The following is a 17,316-nucleotide window of genomic DNA, read 5'->3' as shown; positions in this document are numbered from 1 at the left end:
ACTTAATTAAATGACGCTTCTAATATACTCTTTTTTGTTAATAGCAGCTCTTTTGTAATTTCGAATAAGGCATCCATCAAAGATTTATTATAACGTTCCAAATAAGCATTTTTTTCCACATTCTGTTCTTGCATCAACCTGCTATCAACCAGCTTTTTATGCAACTTTAAGTAATTTTCTTGAGCGTTTTTGACCTGCCATTTGGTTGCCCTAATGGTTTTTAAGCTCAAAAGCAACAAGATACTTATAAGCATGAACAGAACTAAAGAAAATAGAAAATTGAAATCCATAACCCAATGCTTTATTAAGATATTTAAAGCATGCTATTGTTTACATTATAGATATAAAAAAACATCAAACGCGATCCCTCAAAAGTAGATGTTGCCTGATGTTTGTTTATAAAAATTGATTAATAGCATGATGAAAATACGATTTAATGGTAGATACTAAATAATTTTTCGATAAAACGATGTTTTAAAAAGATTAAGCGCAACAACCTACCTGTATTGCGCCTAATCGGGTTTAATCTCAACAACAAGATTTAATTGTCAAGACTTTAAGAAGTTGTACAAGCGTATTTACTGTTGCTTATTCAAGTTAAAAGAACCTTCCGTAACGTTTTTGGTCGTTCCATCATTACTGTTTTTACAAGTAAAATTGAAAGTTCCTTTAATATTGGTATCGGTTTCTTCCGAAATTTTAATTTCCCCAACCACTCCAGAATCTTGGAAAGGCGCATTCCATGTTTGTGTTGCCATTGGATCACTAATATTAGGCTCTATATAAGAAGCAGAGCGAAATACATTATCATCACTTAGCTGATAAGTACCTACACCATCATAACCATTAATAATCATATTAATAGCTTGAGATTGTGTGTTCCCTTGCATGACCAATGTGGTTTGCCCTCCACCTGTTGTGGTATTTGCAAAAGAAGTCATTTCTAAAGAAGTAAAAGAGCTTCCGTTAATCTTGGCTGTAATAGTACCTGAAGCAGCTCCTCCACCACCTCCTCCATCTCCTCCATCATCATCGTTGGAGCAAGAAGTAAAAGTCATTAGCGAAAAACACATTAATAGTAATGTGACATGTTTTAAAGTTCTCATTGTTGAAATATTTTTGAGGTTAATAATATTCCAAAATTGCGAATTAACGGCTTGGCAATCAATACGAAGAATTACGTATTTTTAAAACAAGGTATGGATACTTGACAAAATAGGCTGGAGAGTTTAAAACAAAATATGTGGGAATCGCAATTGCAGCCTGTCTATTCTCTCTGATAATTTTTGAAGAAACAATTGATGTGCTTCGGAATTTGGATTGAATGGTTTGTGCTGAAGCCCTTTTTGGATAGTCTCAACTTCGTCCATGGTTTTAAACGCGTTGTTTGAAATCCAAACGTCTTTAAATATTTCCCAAATATAATTAATGGCTGTTTGATTGGGATGAACCATGTCTTCTGCATAAAAACGATAATCCCGAAGTTCATCCATCATAAGTTCGTAAGCTGGGAAATAAAAAGTTTGCTGATTGCAGATTGTCGGGCTGCCCGAAAGTCTCATTTCGGTAAGGACAGGTTGTTGACTTAAAAATTCATGTATGGCTGAAATTAAATGTGCCTTACTTTGGGTGTTTTCCACAAACCCATCTTTTAAATGTCTTACTGGAGACACTGTAAAAACTATGGTTGCTTTTTTATTCACACTTTTAATTAAACTTACAATAGCTTGAAGGGATTGCAAAATGTCGTCTACTGAAAGTAATTCCTTTAAAAACCTCTTTTGTGGAACTTTATGGCAATTGGCCACAATGGCATCTGTATCTATAAACCTATAGACACAAGCAGTTCCTAGAGTAAGAATTATATGTGTTGTATCTTTTATTTGATGATTTGCAGCTTGAATTTGCTGGTTTAAACCATTTAACAAATCGTTTTTGGATGTGGAACTTAATTTGGAATGCGCCTCAAAACAATGCCATTGTTCGTTTTGAAAAAAGAGATCCTCTTCAGTATACACTTTTTCATTAATGGCATGGGTTATTAAGTTTTCTATGGCTAAAGGGTGAAACAAAATACCAAACGGATTTTGAAGGGTTTGAAATTTATAATACTCAAATTTCGACCCTATATTCTCAACAAAACACGATCCAATTAAAAATAGCTTAGATTGATAATCTATTTGATTATGTGGTTGCTTTTTTACTTGGATTTTTGTTTGAAGATTCATTAAAGTATTTTATAAAACCACTTATTACACAGAGATTCACAGAGACTTTTTTTTTAAAGTCTCTGTGAATCTCTTAGGTTTTGCCCTGCGTTTTTCTGGACAAAAACTACGAATATTATTTTATATAGTTCTCACTGGCTTTTAAAGCTTCATCTATACCTTCTGGATGTTTCCCTCCTGCTGTTGCAAAGAAAGGCTGTCCTCCTCCACCTCCTTGGATATATTTTCCCAATTCCCTAACTATTTGTCCTGCATTCAATCCTTTTTCTGAAACCAATTCTTTGGAAATGTAACAGGATAATAAGGCTTTACCATCGTTTTCGGCACCAAATATCAAGAACAAATTAGAATACTGGCTTCCCATTTCAAAACAAACATCTTTTATTCCAGCAGCATCCAAGTCCAATTTCTTTGCTAAAAATAGAATGCCATTCTTTTCAGTCAATTCTGCTTTAAGATCACTTTTTATGTTTTTTGCCTTGTCTTTAAGCAAACTTTCAATTTGCTTTTTTAAATCGGCATTTTCTGCTTGAAGGCTCTCTAAAGCTTTTATAGGTTCTTTAGGATTGTTCAGCAGGCTTTTTATATCTGTAAATGCTTTATTGGCATCTTCAAAATAGTCTTTAACAGCATCGTTTGTTATGGCTTCTATCCTTCGGATTCCTGCAGCCACAGCTCCTTCAGAAACAATTTTAAAATACCAAATATCGCCTGTGTTCTTTACGTGTGTTCCGCCACAAAGCTCCATGGATTGCCCAAAACGAATGGCACGAACCGTATCGCCATATTTTTCACCAAAAAGAGCTATGGCACCTTCTTCCAAAGCTTGTTCCATAGGAATATTACGTTTTTCCTGTAGAGGTAGTTTTCCTGCAATCCTGGCATTTACAAAACTTTCCACATCCCGTAATTCTTCAGAAGTTAGCTTAGAGAAATGTGAAAAATCAAAACGCAAGTATTTTGAATGCACTGCTGAGCCTTTTTGCTCGACATGGTCTCCTAAAATTTCCCTTAAAGCTTGATGCAACAAGTGTGTTGCCGTATGGTTGCACTCTGTCCTGTAACGTTGTTTGGCATCTACCGTTGCCGTAAATGTTTCTTCTAAATGTTTGGGCAAGTTTTTAGCAAAATGAATAATAACATTATTCTCTTTTTTGGTGTCTAAGATATAAACTATGTCTCCATGAGCATCTTCCAAATAACCTTTGTCACCTACTTGCCCTCCTCCTTCCGGATAAAAAGGTGTTAAATTGAAAACCAACTGATACATGGCGCCATCTTTTTTGGATATCACCTTTCTGTATCGTGTAATTTTTACTTTGGTTTCCAACATATCATAACCAACAAATTCCTGAACGGCATCTTCTTTTAAAATGGTCCAGTCTTCGGTACTCATTTCACTGGCTGCACGAGAACGGTCTTTTTGTTTTTTCATTTCTGCATGAAAACCAGCTTCATCCAATTTCAAGCCTTTTTCACGAAGAATTAAAGCCGTTAAATCTATAGGAAAACCAAAGGTGTCGTATAATTCGAATGCTTTTTCTCCAGATATCACTTCCGATGTTTCATCTTCTACAATTCTGTTTAGCAGTACCAACCCTTGATCCAGGGTTCTTAAAAACGATTGTTCTTCTTCCCTAATAACATTCTCTATCAATTGTTTTTGGGCTTTAAGTTCTGGAAAGGCCTCTCCCATTTTCTGGCTTAACACCTCTACCAATCTATAAATAAATGGTTCTTTCTGTTCCAAAAATGTAAAACTGTAACGAATGGCACGACGTAAAATCCGTCTGATCACATAACCTGCTCCTGTGTTGCTTGGCAATTGGCCATCTGCAATTGAGAATGCTACTGCACGAACGTGATCTGAAATAACACGAATGGCAATATCTATTTTTTCATCTTTGCCATAAGGTTTATTGGAAATGGTTTCAATTTCCCTGATAATTGGTGTAAAAACATCTGTATCGTAATTACTTTGAACGCCTTGCAACACCATGCACAAGCGCTCAAAGCCCATTCCTGTGTCTATATGTTTGTTTGGCAGCACTTCCAGGGAACCGTTTGCTTTTCGGTTGTATTGCATAAACACCAAATTCCATATTTCCACCACTTGAGGATGGTCTTTATTTATTAAGGTTTTTCCATCCACTTTGGCTTTTTCTTCAGTAGAACGAATATCCACGTGGATTTCGCTACAAGGTCCACAAGGCCCTTGGTCTCCCATTTCCCAGAAATTGTCTTTTTTATTGCCCATCAAAATTCGGTCTTCTGGGACAAACTGTTTCCACAAATCGAAGGCTTCTTGATCCATAGACAGGTTATCGCTGTCATTGCTTCCCTCAAAAACAGTTACATAGAGAATGTCTTTATCTATTTTATAAACTTCTGTTAGAAGTTCCCAAGCCCAAGCAATGGCCTCTTTTTTAAAATAATCGCCAAAGCTCCAGTTTCCTAGCATTTCAAAAAGTGTGTGGTGGTACGTATCGTAACCCACTTCTTCCAAGTCGTTGTGTTTTCCAGACACACGTAAGCATTTTTGAGTATCTGCAATACGGTTGTTTTTTGGCTTGGCATTTCCTAAAAAATATTCCTTAAAAGGTGCCATTCCAGAATTCACAAACATAAGTGTAGGATCATCTTTTAAAACCATTGGTGCAGATGGTACAATACTGTGTTTTTTCTCTTTAAAAAAACTTAAAAATTTTGAACGTACTTCTTGAGACTTCATCTAGTTAATTTGAATGCTTGTTTTGTTAAATTTTATATAAAAACGACGCGTTTTTTACAATTTCTCTACAAATCTATTTTAAATTTCGGATTGAGAGACCCTACTTTCTTATTTTATCGTTTAGTTTTTACTAAATTTACAATGAAAATATTTTGTAGGTTTGTTCGTTTTGGAATTCAATAGATACACAAACACCTATAAATTCCATGCAAAAATAGCATAAATTAGATAATGAGTAAGGTAAAATATTATTATGATCCAGATACGCTTTCCTATAGAAAAATAGAGCGTAAAAAAAGAAGAACGGTTAAATACATTTCGTTGTTTCTGTTGGCATCTGCTTTATTTGCTTTTTTATTTGTTTTTATTGCCAGTCAGTACATAGAATCGCCTCGTGAGAAAGGGCTAAGGCACGAACTTCAAAATGCCCAATTGCAACTGGAGTTGCTGAATAAAAAAATGGACGAAACAGAAGTTGTTTTAGCCAATATTGCAGAAAGGGACAACAATATCTACAGATTGTATTTTGAAGCCAACCCAATTCCCGAGGAGCAAAGAAAAGCCGGTTTTGGCGGTATTAATAGATATAAAGATTTAGAAGGCTTTGACAATTCTAAATTAATTATTGAAACCCATAAACGCTTAGACCAAATCCAAAAACAGATTGTAGTGCAATCCAAATCCTTAGACGAGATTACTAAACTAGCTGAAGAAAAGGAAAAACTATTAACAGCTATTCCAGCCATACAACCAGTAAACAATGAAGATTTAACCAGAATGGCTTCTGGATACGGAATTAGAACAGATCCATTTACCAAAGTAAGAAAAATGCATTGGGGAATGGATTTTACGGCACCTCGTGGCACACCTGTTTATGCTTCTGGTGATGGCGTGGTAGAGCGTGCAGATAATGGTGCTGCTGGTTATGGCAACCATGTAAGAATTAATCATGGCTATGGCTATGTTAGCCTGTATGCACATTTATACAAATACAACGTTAGAAAAAACCAAAAAGTAAAACGAGGAGATATTATTGGGTTTGTTGGCAGTACAGGTCGATCTGAAGCACCACACTTACATTACGAAATTTTTAAAGACGATCAGCGCATCAATCCTATCAACTTCTACTATGGCAGTTTATCTGCTGAAGAGTTCAATAAATTGTTGGAGCACGCATCGTTAGAAAACCAATCTTTAGATTAATGCACATAGATTTACCCGAAAAACGATATTACAGTATTGGCGAAGTAGCCAAAGCTTTTGAAGTAAATACATCTTTAATCCGTTTTTGGGAGAAAGAATTCGATGTGTTGAAACCCAAAAAAAACGCCAAAGGGAATAGAAAATTCACTCCAGAAGACATAAAAAACCTAAAATTCATTTTTCATTTGGTAAAAGAAAGAGGATTTACCTTGGAAGGTGCCAAAACACACCTAAAAGAAGAAAAGAAAAAACCTCTGGAAACCTTCGAAATTATCAGTAAATTAGAAGCTATTAAAGCACAACTTATTAAAATTAAAAATCAGTTGTAACAATTAGATCACTTTTACAACTAATAAAGCAAACACTAACACTTAAATACTTTATCATGAAAAAATGGATAATTCCTGTAATTATTATTGCCGTAATTGGTTTTGGCATTTATAATTGGGCTGTAGGATTTAATAATACAGCTATTGAACTTAATGAAAACGTAAGCGAAGCTTGGGGAAATGTACAAACCTCTTACCAACGTAGAAACGATTTAATTGGTAATTTGGTAAACACAGTTAAAGGAGCAGCAGATTTTGAAAAAAGCACACTGGAGGCGGTTATAAAAGCCAGAAGTGAAGCCACCAAAACTACTATTGATCCTTCTAACATTACACCAGAACAATTAGAGCAATTTAATCAAGCACAAGGTGGATTAAGCAGTGCCTTATCCAGATTATTGGTTACGGTTGAGCGTTATCCAGAATTAAAGGCCAACCAGAATTTCTTGAAACTTCAAGACGAATTAACCAGTACCGAAAACACCATTCAAACTGCCAGAACCCGTTATAACGAAGCTATCAAACCTTATAACAACCATGTGAAAAAATTCCCTAATTCCATTTTGGCTGGTATGTTTGATTTTGAAGGAAAACCTTATTTTGATGCTGAAGCTGGCGCTGAAAAACCAGTTGATGTAGAATTTGATTTTAATTAGTAACAAAATGTCTAAAATAGAAGATTTTTTAACTGCAGAAGAAGAACATGAAATTGTTCATGCCATTCGAGAGGCCGAAAAAAACACCTCTGGTGAGATTCGGGTACATATTGAAAAGTCCTCTAAAATTGACCCTTTTGATCGTGCCATGGAAGTGTTCCATGTATTAAAGATGGACAATACCAAAGAACAAAATGGCGTTTTGATTTATGTTGCCGTGGAAGACAAAACCTTTGTTATATATGGCGACAAAGGCATTAACGATGTGGTTGGAAAAAACTTCTGGAACGATACCAAAGACGCCATACAGGCACAATTTAAATCGGGCCATTTTAAACAAGGTTTGGTTGATGGTATTTTAAAAGCCGGTAAAGCCTTGGAGACGTATTTTCCTTGGCATCATGCAGACACAAACGAATTACCCAACAACATATCTAAAGGAAAATAATGAAACAGAGACCCATACGCTTAGTTATCATGTTGTTTTTGGGTTTGTGTCTTACTCAAAACGTGTGGGCACAATTCGATATACCCAAGACACCCAAAAAACAAACCAGTGTTTACGATTACGCGTCTTTATTGTCTGCTTCAGAAAAAAGCAGTCTGGAACAAAAACTCATAAAATATTCCGACACCACTTCCACACAGATTGTAGTAGCCATTATCCCAACAACCAAAGGAGAGAACATTGGTCTTTTGTCGGCCAAATGGGCTCACGAATGGGGAATAGGCCAAGCCAAAGAAGATAATGGTGTTTTTATATTATTGGCTAGAGACGACAGAAAAATATGGATTTCTCCGGGTTATGGCGTGGAACACAAATTAACTGCTGGTATTGTTGGGGAACTTACAAGAAACGTGATTATTCCCGAATTTAAAAGAGGTGATTATTACAGTGGTTTGGATAAAGGAACCGATGCCATTTTTGAAGTTTTAATGGGCGAATACCAAGGCTCCAGAAAATCTTCCAATAATTCAGGCTTCCCCTTTGGAGTCATCTTTTTCATGTTCATTGTGTTTATCATCATTTTAATTTCTATTTCCAAAAACAGACGTGGAGGTTCTGGAGGCTCTGGAGGCAGGAAATCTGGAGGTTTCAGTATCCTGGACGCCATAATTTTGAGCAATATGGGAAGAGGTAGCTATGGTGGCTCTTCTGGTGGCTTTGGTGGCTCATCTGGTGGTGGGTTTTCTGGAGGTGGCTTTGGTGGAGGTTTTGGAGGTGGAGGCTTCTCTGGTGGTGGCGCAGGAGGTAGTTGGTAAACTGCAAGCTGCAATGTTCTGTACCAGTTTTTAATGCGGGAAATTAAAACTCAAATTGAACCCCTTTAATCAAAAATGAACATTCCATCGTCTTGTGTTTCTCCTTTTTTGCCCAAACTATTAAATTTCCAGCTAAAACTAAGCATAAAATAGCGTTGCAAAACAGTACTTTGAGAATCTTGAATGTAATTTTGTGTAGCTGTTCTTCTAGCGTTGGTATTTTGGTTCAATAAATCGTAGGCCTTTAAAGTAAGAATTGCTTTATCTTTCATAAAGGAATAGGCTAAGGTACTGTTCCAAAACCAGGCACTTTGTTGAAAACTGCTTGATATGCTGGGATCGTAATTATATTCTATATCATTTCGCCATTCAAAATTTTTAGGTAGGTACCATACAGTCCTTACCCTTAATTGATGAAACAAAAACTGGGTATCCTCAAAAGTGTCCAAATTGTACTTATTATTAGTGAACCTAACACTGTATCTTGGCCTGATTTCAAAAATATCTTTCCATTCAAAAGTAAAATCCAATTCAGGAGTAAAGGAATTTACATGGCTGGCATATTGAACGTCATTGTTAAAATTAATATTCTTATAGATGTTGGTATAAACCCCAAAACCAACCTTAACAGACCTTAAACTATCCAGTTTTATGCTTTTACTATAATCTACACCTCCATAAGCATTGTAGTTCCCGTTTACATTCTCGTATGTGGTTATTCTCTCTAGATCTTCTGTTACAATGGATTTTGAAACAACTTTATTATCTGTAAAAGCACCACCAAAATAACCATAAATACCTGTTTTCTTCTGAAAATCGAAAGCATTGAATCCTGCATAAAAACTATGACTTGTTTCAGGTTCCAGGTTAGGGTTTCCAACAATGGTATTCAATGGATCCGATACGTCTGCAAAGGCTTGCAACTGTTGTAATTCTGGTGGATTGTTCTGTAGATAATAATTGAGGTATACAGATGCTTTATCACTTAACTTGTAATTCATATAAGAGTTAAGTTGCATGTTTTTTAACGTTCTTTCTATATTAAATTCGGGTCTTAACAAATCTTTGTTGCCCAATGTCCTAAACAAGTAGGAGCTTGCTATTCTTGCTGAAAACGCTTCGGTTTTATAGCTTAAAGCAATTCCTGGAGCACTTGTCTCATCAGTATATTCAAAATCGGTACTCAAGCTTTGGTTAAAAATGGTATAATATCCTTCTGCATCTTTATCAAATGTGCTTTTGGTATCATCTGTTTTGGTATTCGAATACTCATAATCAAAATTCACAAATAACTTTTTGTCAATAATGGGCAATCTGTAACTTACATTGGACCTAAGGGTTTTGGTATCTCCATTTCCATCTGTAAATTGATCGCGACTGGTTTGGTCTATTAAAACATAATCCGGGTTGTTTGGGTTGTTAACATCTTCACCATATACATTTGTTAGCGATGTCAAGTAATCGTTAGATTCCCTTGAGTTTACCCTTACATCAACTCCAGCTTTTATATAAGCTCCTTTACTTCCAAATTTTTTAGTGACGTTTAGCTTATTGGTGAAATTGGTTGCAACATTTTCAACCTGTGAATTTGTATGCGACTCGTTGGTTAAGACTTTAGAGTTGTTTAAAGACGCTTCATAACCTGTATAGGTATTTTGGCTTTTGGAATAACGAAAGGATGGATCCACATTAATCAATAAAGTAGAATCTATTTCTATATCGAAACCTATATTGGCGCTATGGCTGCCGCTATCGTTATAACTACTGGATGTAGAATTGGTATAATAACGGGAATCTGGTAAAATATTTTCCCGTTGGGTTGCTGTTTGATTTTCCGAATTGCTGCCAGAGTAAAAATAATCGGCTGAGATATCTGTTTTTTCACCAATGACATCGGCATAATTGGCTCCTGCATTTTGAGATTTTGTTATACCTGCCCCACCACCAAACGTTCTACCATCTATGGTAAAGGTGCCATTACTGGAAACAGACATACTGTTGATATTCCCGAACATTTTTCGAATCTCCCCAAAACTGAATCCTGGCGAATTAATATTGTTGCCACCTGCTAAAACACTCACACGTTGGTCGTTGTTAAAGTAATTGAGCATGCCTGCAAATTCATAACGCTGGTCTGTACCTCCTCCAGCAGCTACTCGTCCAAAAACCCCTTTATTCTTTTCTTCACTAATGGTTAGGTTTATGGTTTTTTCTTCACCATCTGTAACTTCTCCTGTAAAGGCTTCAGATTTTGTTTTGCTGTCCACAATTTGGACCTTATCTATAATTTCCTTGGTTAAATTTTTCGTGGTAATGGTTGGGTCGTCTCCAAAAAAAGGTTTGCCATTTACCAGTATTTTACTCACTTCTTTTCCGTTGACTTTTATTTTTCCGGCTTCATCCACCTCAACACCTGGAAGCTCTTTCAGTAAATCCTCAACAGTTGCATCCTTTTTTGTTTTAAAGGATTTTACATTAAATTCCAAGGTGTCTTTTTTAATGGTAATTGGTGCTTGAGATGTAATAAGCACTTCGTTTAAAGCACTTGAATTCACTTCCAATTCCAAGGTATTTAAATGAATGAAGTTTTGGTTTAATGTAACTTTTTTTAAATAGGTCCTGTAACCAACATAAGACACGTACAAGTTAACCGTTGTATCGCTTAAATTATCTTTTAAAAAGAATTTACCATTTTTATCTGTAATGGTATATGTAACAACTGTACTGTCTTTTATGCGTTCTAAATGTACGGTTGCAGACTCAAGTGGCATTTTATCATCGGCCGAAACCACAGTTCCTGAAATTTCAAAGGTATTGGATTGGGAAAATGAAACAGTGAAGCATAACAAAGCAATGAAAAATAAAAAATACTTCATGGTTTTTTTGATTGATAGCTTAAAAAAGAACTCATCTGGAGTTCAACAATAAAAAACGAATGTACTTAGTTTTTCGTATGAATTTTCTTAAGAAAAATATAAATTTTACTTCTTACGCATATACACACTTACCGGAACCCCTTTAAAATCAAAATGTTCGCGAAGTTTGTTTTCAAGAAAGCGTTTGTAAGGTTCCCTTACATATTGAGGTAAATTACAGAAAAATGCGAATTGTGGCTGTGGCGTTGGCAATTGCATGATGTATTTAATTTTCACAAACTTTCCTTTGTATGCTGGTGGTGGATTGTGTTCAATAATTGGCAACAACACCTCATTCAAAACACTGGTTTTAATTTTTTTGGTTCGGTTGTTATATACTTCAACAGCTGTTTCAATAGCTTTAAAAATACGTTGTTTGTTCAATACAGAAATAAAAACTATAGGCACATCGGTAAATGGCTCGATCTCCTTTCTTATTATCTTTTCATATTGATTGGTGGATTTGTTGTCTTTTTCAACCAAATCCCATTTGTTAACCAATATTACTATACCTTTCCTGTTGCGTTCTGCCAACCAAAAAATATTCTGTACTTGACCATCAAAACCACGAGTTGCGTCCATGACCAACAAACATACATCACAATGCTCAATGGCACGAACACTGCGCATAACCGAATAAAATTCCAGATCGTCTTTGACCTTGGATTTTCGTCTTATTCCAGCAGTATCCACCAAATTGAATTCAAAACCAAAACGGTTGTATTTGGTATCTATGGAATCTCTTGTTGTGCCAGCAATGTCTGTAACTATATACCTATCTTCACCAATAAGTGCGTTTATAAACGATGATTTTCCTGCATTGGGTCTTCCAACTACAGCAAATCTTGGCAATTCGTCTTCTTCAACATGTTCTTTTTCCGGTAAAGCCTCTACAAGGGCATCCAGTAAATCTCCTGTGCCACTACCATTGATACTGGCAATGGTAAAGTAGTCTCCCAAGCCTAAAGAATAAAACTCTACGGCATCTTCTGCTCTTTTGGCATTGTCTACTTTGTTCACCACCAAAAACACGGGTTTTTTAACTTTTCTAAGTAAAGTGGCCACATCTTCGTCCATTCCAGTAACACCAGACTCTACATCTACCATAAAAATAATGGCATCGGCTTCATCTATTGCCAGCTCCACTTGTTTGTCTATTTCTGCTTCAAAAACATCATCGCTACCTTTTACGTAACCACCTGTATCAATCAAAGAAAACTCTACGCCATTCCAATCGCTTTTTCCGTAATGTCTATCTCTGGTAACACCACTTACGGCATCAACAATAGCCTCTCTTCTTTTAATTAAACGGTTAAAAAAAGTCGATTTCCCTACATTGGGTCTTCCCACTATGGCAACTATGTTACTCATTTTAAATAAATTTTGGTGCAAATATAATGATATGCTTATGATTTCGTTGTATTTTGTGTCACTCAAAAAAATATATTTAATTATGAAAAACAACATTGCTGCCATAATTTTTTCCTTAGCGATAGTCATTTCTGCTTTTTTGTTAGGCAATGCCTTTATGAATAGAAATCAAACCGAAGGCACCATTTCTGTAACTGGCTTGGGGAAAGCCGATTTTACTTCGGATTTGATTGTGTGGGAAGGTTCTTTTTCCAAAGAGAGCTTTAACCTACAACAAGCGTATAGTGACCTTGAAAAAGACAAAAAAATAATTTCGGACTATTTACTTTCCAAAGGGTTAACCGAAAAAGAATTGGTTTTCAATGCTGTTAACAGTAGAAAAAACACACGTGGCAAGTACAATAACGACGGACAATATATAGGTGAAGAATTTTTAGGGTATATTTTAACTCAATCGTTACAAATAGATTCCAAAGATGTAGAAAAAGTAGAATCTGTTTCAAGGGAAATTACCGAACTATTAAATAAAGGCATTCAATTTTATTCACAATCGCCTAGATATTATTACACCAAATTGGCCGATTTAAAGATTGAAATGATTTCCAAAGCTACTGCTGATGCCAAACACAGAGCAGACATGATTGCTGAAAATTCTGGTGGTAAATTGGGGGAATTAATTTCTGCCAAAATGGGCATTTTTCAAATAACCGGACAGAATTCTGACGAAGATTATTCTTGGGGAGGCACCTTTAACACGGAATCGAAAGAAAAAACAGCCTCCATTACCATGAAACTGGATTATAAAGTGAAATAATTTTTGAAATTATATGTCTAACTCCTCTACTCTTAACGAAGTGGTTTTAAGACCACGTTTTAAATTTGAAAAAAACCAAAACAATGAATATTTATTAGGTTTATTTGATAAAGCCAAAAAAGAACAAGACAACTTTATAGTTTCCAGAATAGACAATCATGTGTTTTTGAAATTACCCAAAAACAAACAACATTTTTGGTCGCCACAACTACATCTAGAAATTGATGAAATTGATGAAAATTCATGTACCATTCGTGGATTGTTTGGTCCCAACCCAACAGTCTGGACCATGTTTATGTTTTTTCATTTTATAGTGGCTGGACTATTTATTGGGTTTGGAGTTTGGGCTTATACCAATTGGGCCTTAAAAACAAGTTATGCACTGCAAATAAGCCTGATGTTTTTTATGGTAATTATATGGATAGCGTTGTATGTGATTGGGCAAATGGGCAAAAAAGCAGGCATGGAGGAGATGCATTTGCTGCATGGATTTATGCGAGATACCCTAAGAAACGCTTAATTTGAGTCTTAAAATCCTGAACGTACAACTCGCTTACTGACAAGCCGAGACTTGACTCTACAGATTATGAAAGCGCCTAATTATACCCAAATCGTTTTAATTGTTTTTGATCGTTACGCCAGTTTTTATTCACTTTAACGTATAGTTCCAAATGCACTTGTTTACCAAAGAATTTTTCCAGGTCTTTTCTGGCTTCCATACCTACCCGTTTTAAAGCTGCTCCTTTATGTCCTATAATGATGCCTTTTTGGGTTTCACGCTCCACCATAATTACAGAACGCATCCTAATGATGTTTTCTTCTTCAAAAAACTCTTCAGTATCAATTTCCACAGCGTATGGAATTTCTTTTTTGTAATGCAACAATATTTTTTCTCGAATGGTTTCATTTACAAAAAACCGTTCTGGTTTGTCTGTAAGCTGATCTTTAGGATAAAAAGGTGGCGATTCTGGAAGCAATTCTACAATACGGTTAAACACCTCTTGCACTTGAAAACCTTCCAGTGCTGAAATGGCATAAATTTCCGCATTTGGCACTTTGGTTGCCCAACTTTGCACTTGTTCTTCTAGCTGTTCTTGGTTTGATTTATCAATTTTATTCAGCAGTAATAAAACGGGGATTTTGGAATTGGTAATCTTATTAAAAAAAGTTTCGTCTTTCAGCTCTTTTTCACCAATTTCCACCATGTAAATTAGCACATCGGCATCATCAAAAGCAGATTTTACAAAATCCATCATGGACTCCTGTAATTGATAAGCTGGTTTGATGATTCCAGGAGTGTCACTCAATATCATTTGAAAATTCTCTCCATTCACTATTCCTAAAATCCTATGACGTGTGGTTTGTGCTTTAGAAGTAATAATGGACAACTTTTCACCAACAAACGCATTCATTAATGTGGATTTCCCAACATTTGGATTTCCTATAATATTTACAAAACCTGCTTTGTGCATCTTAAACATTTAATATGCAAAGATAGTTTTAAAATTTTTAAACGTAACAATCCCATGTCTAGTTAAAAAAACCTTGTCGATTTTATTCCTTTTTACTTTTTTCATGTTTGGTAACTTTTTAATGTATTAAACATTATGTAGGTTTTTTTTAATACTTTCGTAGTATAAGTTCAACCCTATTATAAAGAACCGTTTTTAAGTGATAAACAAATTGCTTTTTGCCTTTTTCATTACAGCATGCATCTGTTTCATGCCTACTATTTGTTATTCACAAGACACCCAAACAGACACAACTCACACTGCTGATGTTACCCCTTTTAGAAAAGGCAGATGGCTTACGGGATTAACAGGTTCCATAGGCTCAGGATCTTTTGAAAACACAAAAACAGATAATAAATCCATAAGCAATTGGTACAGAGTTGAAATTGGTACGGGAAAATTTATAATAGACCGTTTAAACCTTGGTATTTCGGCCAATATGGAACGAAGGAATGAAGAAAATGAAAACGAGGAAAATACTTCCGAGATTTTCTTTATAGGTCCAAAAGGCACTTACTTTCTTTCTCCAAGCAGCATTGGCTCTGTGTTTTTCAGTTTATCCCCTGGCTATGTTTTATACAGGGAAACCATTGGTGGATTGGATGAAGAAGTGTATGTTGAAAACGTAAATAAAGGTGGTGGTTTTGGGTTTCTTTCAACCTTTGGTTTTTCGTATGTTATACAAGATCGCGTATCTTTTGAACTTGGCCTTAACTATAATGTTTATTGGTTGAATTTAACGCAGGAAAACAATATCAATGAGAGTACAAACCAAAACTCTTTTGAGCTTAGCAACCTTTCCTTCTCTTTTGGATTTAAAATATTGTTGGACTCGAAACCTCTTTAATGAAAAAACTATTTTTCTTTATATTGATATGTATCTTTTTTATTCCTGATGGATTTGGTCAGCAAAAAGACGATGTGATCAAGTCCGACACCATCAATAAGAATAAAAAATTTCAATTTGTAGCCATACCCATAATTTTTTACACTCCAGAAACAAGCCTTGGCTTTGGCGCTGGAGCACAAGTATTTTTATTAAAACAAAAAAACATATACAACGATAGGGTTTCCAATGTTTTTGTAGATTTTATAATGACATCCAATAAACAGTTTATTATTGATGTGATCCCACAAATTTATTTTGGCAAAGGCGATTATTTTCTTGACATGAATTTTAAGTGGAAAATATTTCCAAACAATTTTTGGGGAATTGGCAATGACACACCCAATAGCAATGAGGAATCTTACGATATGACCTCACAAATATTAAAGGTCAGTTTTTTAAAACGATTGCCTCCAGCCCTTAATTTTGGTTTTGAGTACATTTATGAAAACCATGATGTAACCAAAGTTGTTGATGGAGGTCTTTTAAGCCAAGGAGACATTACGGGTAGCGATGGAGCTGTTATTAGCGGGTTTGGAGTGATTTTTAATTTAGATTCCAGGGACAATGTGGGTTCACCTCTTTCTGGGCATTTGCTTAAAATGAATGCCCAATTTTCCAGTGAACTTTTTGGAGCTACGGAAAATTACAACAAATTTATTGCAGACTTACGCACTTACCAAAAAATAGGAGAACATAGCATAGTTGCTTTACAATTGTATTACGAAGGGAATTACGGAAATCCTCCATTCCAGGGATTGGCCTGGTATGGTGGTGGCAATAGAGCTCGTGGCTACTATCAAGGAAGGTATATAGACAAAAGTCTGTACCTGTTCCAAGCAGAATACCGATATCGTTTTAAACCTCGTTGGGCTTTGGCTGGATTTGGGCTTATGGGTAAAGTAGCAAACAATCAAAAACAACTTTTAAGCCTAAACGATTTAAAACCAAGTGCTGGAGGAGGCATTAGATTTAAACTTTTAAAAACCCAGGACACTTGGGTTCGACTGGATGCAGGTATAGGTATTGATGGTAGCAATGGGGTTTACTTTGGGATTAATGAAGCGTTTTAAGTATGAATGTTCCAACAGTTCGGTATGTTCACCTCCTTCTATTAAATTTTTGTAGAATGGTCGCATATTCATTTTGCAGTTCTTTTCAAGGTAATGAAAAATTTATATGCATATAAATAACGGTTTAGCGAAAGCCAAATCATTTTTTTTGAAGTGATTCAATTTAGTTGCAGGAACTGGATTAACTAGCCAAAGCTCGTTGAGCTTTATAAAGAAACTTGTACAACATCCGAAATTTATTTAAAATTTAGTTTTTAAGTAAATCACCCATAATGAACCATCTTCCTTAAAGTCTAATTTGGTATGGATTGCCATCTCTTTTTGGATGCATATTAA

Annotated in this window: 16 protein-coding genes; 9 read left to right on the top strand and 7 right to left on the bottom strand. The window is 35.4% G+C overall.

The window, feature by feature from the left end; genetic code table 11:
* Nucleotides 1–2 precede the first annotated feature (2 nt).
* The 4 genes from AACY93_RS09640 to alaS all read right to left on the bottom strand — a co-directional run bounded on the left by AACY93_RS09640 (nucleotide 3) and on the right by alaS (nucleotide 4,959).
* Complete coding sequence (locus AACY93_RS09640) at nucleotides 3–290, bottom strand: hypothetical protein (protein WP_286854854.1); 288 nt, start codon at nucleotides 288–290, stop codon at nucleotides 3–5.
* 288 nt (nucleotides 291–578) lie between these two features.
* Entirely contained in the window at nucleotides 579–1,106 is a 528-nt protein-coding gene (locus tag AACY93_RS09635) for a DUF6252 family protein (protein ID WP_287005904.1), read from the bottom strand.
* 123 nt (nucleotides 1,107–1,229) lie between these two features.
* A complete protein-coding gene (locus AACY93_RS09630) occupies nucleotides 1,230–2,228 on the bottom strand; it encodes a GSCFA domain-containing protein (RefSeq protein WP_287005906.1) in 999 nt (332 codons plus the stop codon).
* 115 nt (nucleotides 2,229–2,343) lie between these two features.
* Nucleotides 2,344–4,959: an alanine--tRNA ligase gene (gene alaS / locus AACY93_RS09625; RefSeq protein ID WP_287005907.1), complete on the bottom strand. Its 2,616-nt coding sequence runs from the start codon at nucleotides 4,957–4,959 to the stop codon at nucleotides 2,344–2,346.
* 231 nt (nucleotides 4,960–5,190) lie between these two features.
* On the opposite strand from alaS, the gene AACY93_RS09620 reads away from it, so the two are divergent.
* Genes AACY93_RS09620 through AACY93_RS09600 form a run of 5 tightly spaced genes read left to right on the top strand, consistent with a single transcriptional unit; the run spans nucleotide 5,191 to nucleotide 8,410 of the window.
* A complete protein-coding gene (locus AACY93_RS09620; protein WP_007648152.1) occupies nucleotides 5,191–6,162 on the top strand; it encodes a M23 family metallopeptidase in 972 nt (323 codons plus the stop codon).
* Nucleotides 6,162–6,491: a MerR family transcriptional regulator gene (locus tag AACY93_RS09615; protein ID WP_286854848.1), complete on the top strand. Its 330-nt coding sequence runs from the start codon at nucleotides 6,162–6,164 to the stop codon at nucleotides 6,489–6,491. Before AACY93_RS09620 ends, AACY93_RS09615 begins: the two co-directional genes overlap by 1 nt.
* Before the next feature lie 56 nt (nucleotides 6,492–6,547).
* On the top strand, nucleotides 6,548–7,147 hold the full coding sequence (locus tag AACY93_RS09610; protein ID WP_286854847.1) for a LemA family protein: 600 nt from the start codon (nucleotides 6,548–6,550) through the stop codon (nucleotides 7,145–7,147).
* A 7-nt stretch (nucleotides 7,148–7,154) separates the two neighbouring features.
* Nucleotides 7,155–7,595 carry a TPM domain-containing protein gene (locus AACY93_RS09605; protein WP_286854846.1) on the top strand — a complete coding sequence of 147 codons (441 nt, stop codon included), beginning with the start codon at nucleotides 7,155–7,157 and terminating at the stop codon, nucleotides 7,593–7,595.
* 29 nt (nucleotides 7,596–7,624) lie between these two features.
* Nucleotides 7,625–8,410, top strand: a complete 786-nt coding sequence (locus tag AACY93_RS09600) for a TPM domain-containing protein (protein WP_286854899.1) — start codon at nucleotides 7,625–7,627, stop codon at nucleotides 8,408–8,410.
* A gap of 65 nt (nucleotides 8,411–8,475) precedes the next feature.
* Here the strand turns inward: AACY93_RS09600 and AACY93_RS09595 are convergent, their stop codons facing one another.
* A complete protein-coding gene (locus AACY93_RS09595) occupies nucleotides 8,476–11,286 on the bottom strand; it encodes a TonB-dependent receptor (protein WP_286854845.1) in 2,811 nt (936 codons plus the stop codon).
* Between the two features lie 105 nt (nucleotides 11,287–11,391).
* Nucleotides 11,392–12,696, bottom strand: a complete 1,305-nt coding sequence (gene der / locus AACY93_RS09590) for a ribosome biogenesis GTPase Der (protein WP_007648146.1) — start codon at nucleotides 12,694–12,696, stop codon at nucleotides 11,392–11,394.
* Between the two features lie 82 nt (nucleotides 12,697–12,778).
* On the opposite strand from der, the gene AACY93_RS09585 reads away from it, so the two are divergent.
* Nucleotides 12,779–13,510, top strand: coding sequence for an SIMPL domain-containing protein (locus tag AACY93_RS09585; RefSeq protein ID WP_286854844.1), 732 nt, complete (start codon nucleotides 12,779–12,781; stop codon nucleotides 13,508–13,510).
* Between the two features lie 13 nt (nucleotides 13,511–13,523).
* Nucleotides 13,524–14,030: a GTP-binding protein gene (locus AACY93_RS09580; protein WP_286854843.1), complete on the top strand. Its 507-nt coding sequence runs from the start codon at nucleotides 13,524–13,526 to the stop codon at nucleotides 14,028–14,030.
* 76 nt (nucleotides 14,031–14,106) lie between these two features.
* Here the strand turns inward: AACY93_RS09580 and era are convergent, their stop codons facing one another.
* A complete protein-coding gene (era, locus tag AACY93_RS09575) occupies nucleotides 14,107–14,982 on the bottom strand; it encodes a GTPase Era (protein WP_286854842.1) in 876 nt (291 codons plus the stop codon).
* Between the two features lie 250 nt (nucleotides 14,983–15,232).
* Here era and AACY93_RS09570 point away from each other — a divergent pair, with 250 nt between their 5' ends.
* Nucleotides 15,233–15,868, top strand: a complete 636-nt coding sequence (locus AACY93_RS09570) for a hypothetical protein (RefSeq protein ID WP_286854841.1) — start codon at nucleotides 15,233–15,235, stop codon at nucleotides 15,866–15,868.
* The gene (locus AACY93_RS09565) at nucleotides 15,868–16,980 is read left to right on the top strand and encodes a BamA/TamA family outer membrane protein (protein ID WP_286854840.1); all 1,113 of its coding nucleotides are present in this window, start codon (nucleotides 15,868–15,870) and stop codon (nucleotides 16,978–16,980) included. Before AACY93_RS09570 ends, AACY93_RS09565 begins: the two co-directional genes overlap by 1 nt.
* Nucleotides 16,981–17,316: the final 336 nt, after the last annotated feature.

Origin of the sequence: uncultured Xanthomarina sp., assembly GCF_963971605.1 — a bacterium.
In the GTDB taxonomy this organism is placed as follows: domain Bacteria; phylum Bacteroidota; class Bacteroidia; order Flavobacteriales; family Flavobacteriaceae; genus Xanthomarina; species Xanthomarina gelatinilytica.
The sequence above is the reverse complement of the archived record's forward strand: the minus strand, read 5'-3'. Positions and strand labels throughout refer to the sequence as shown.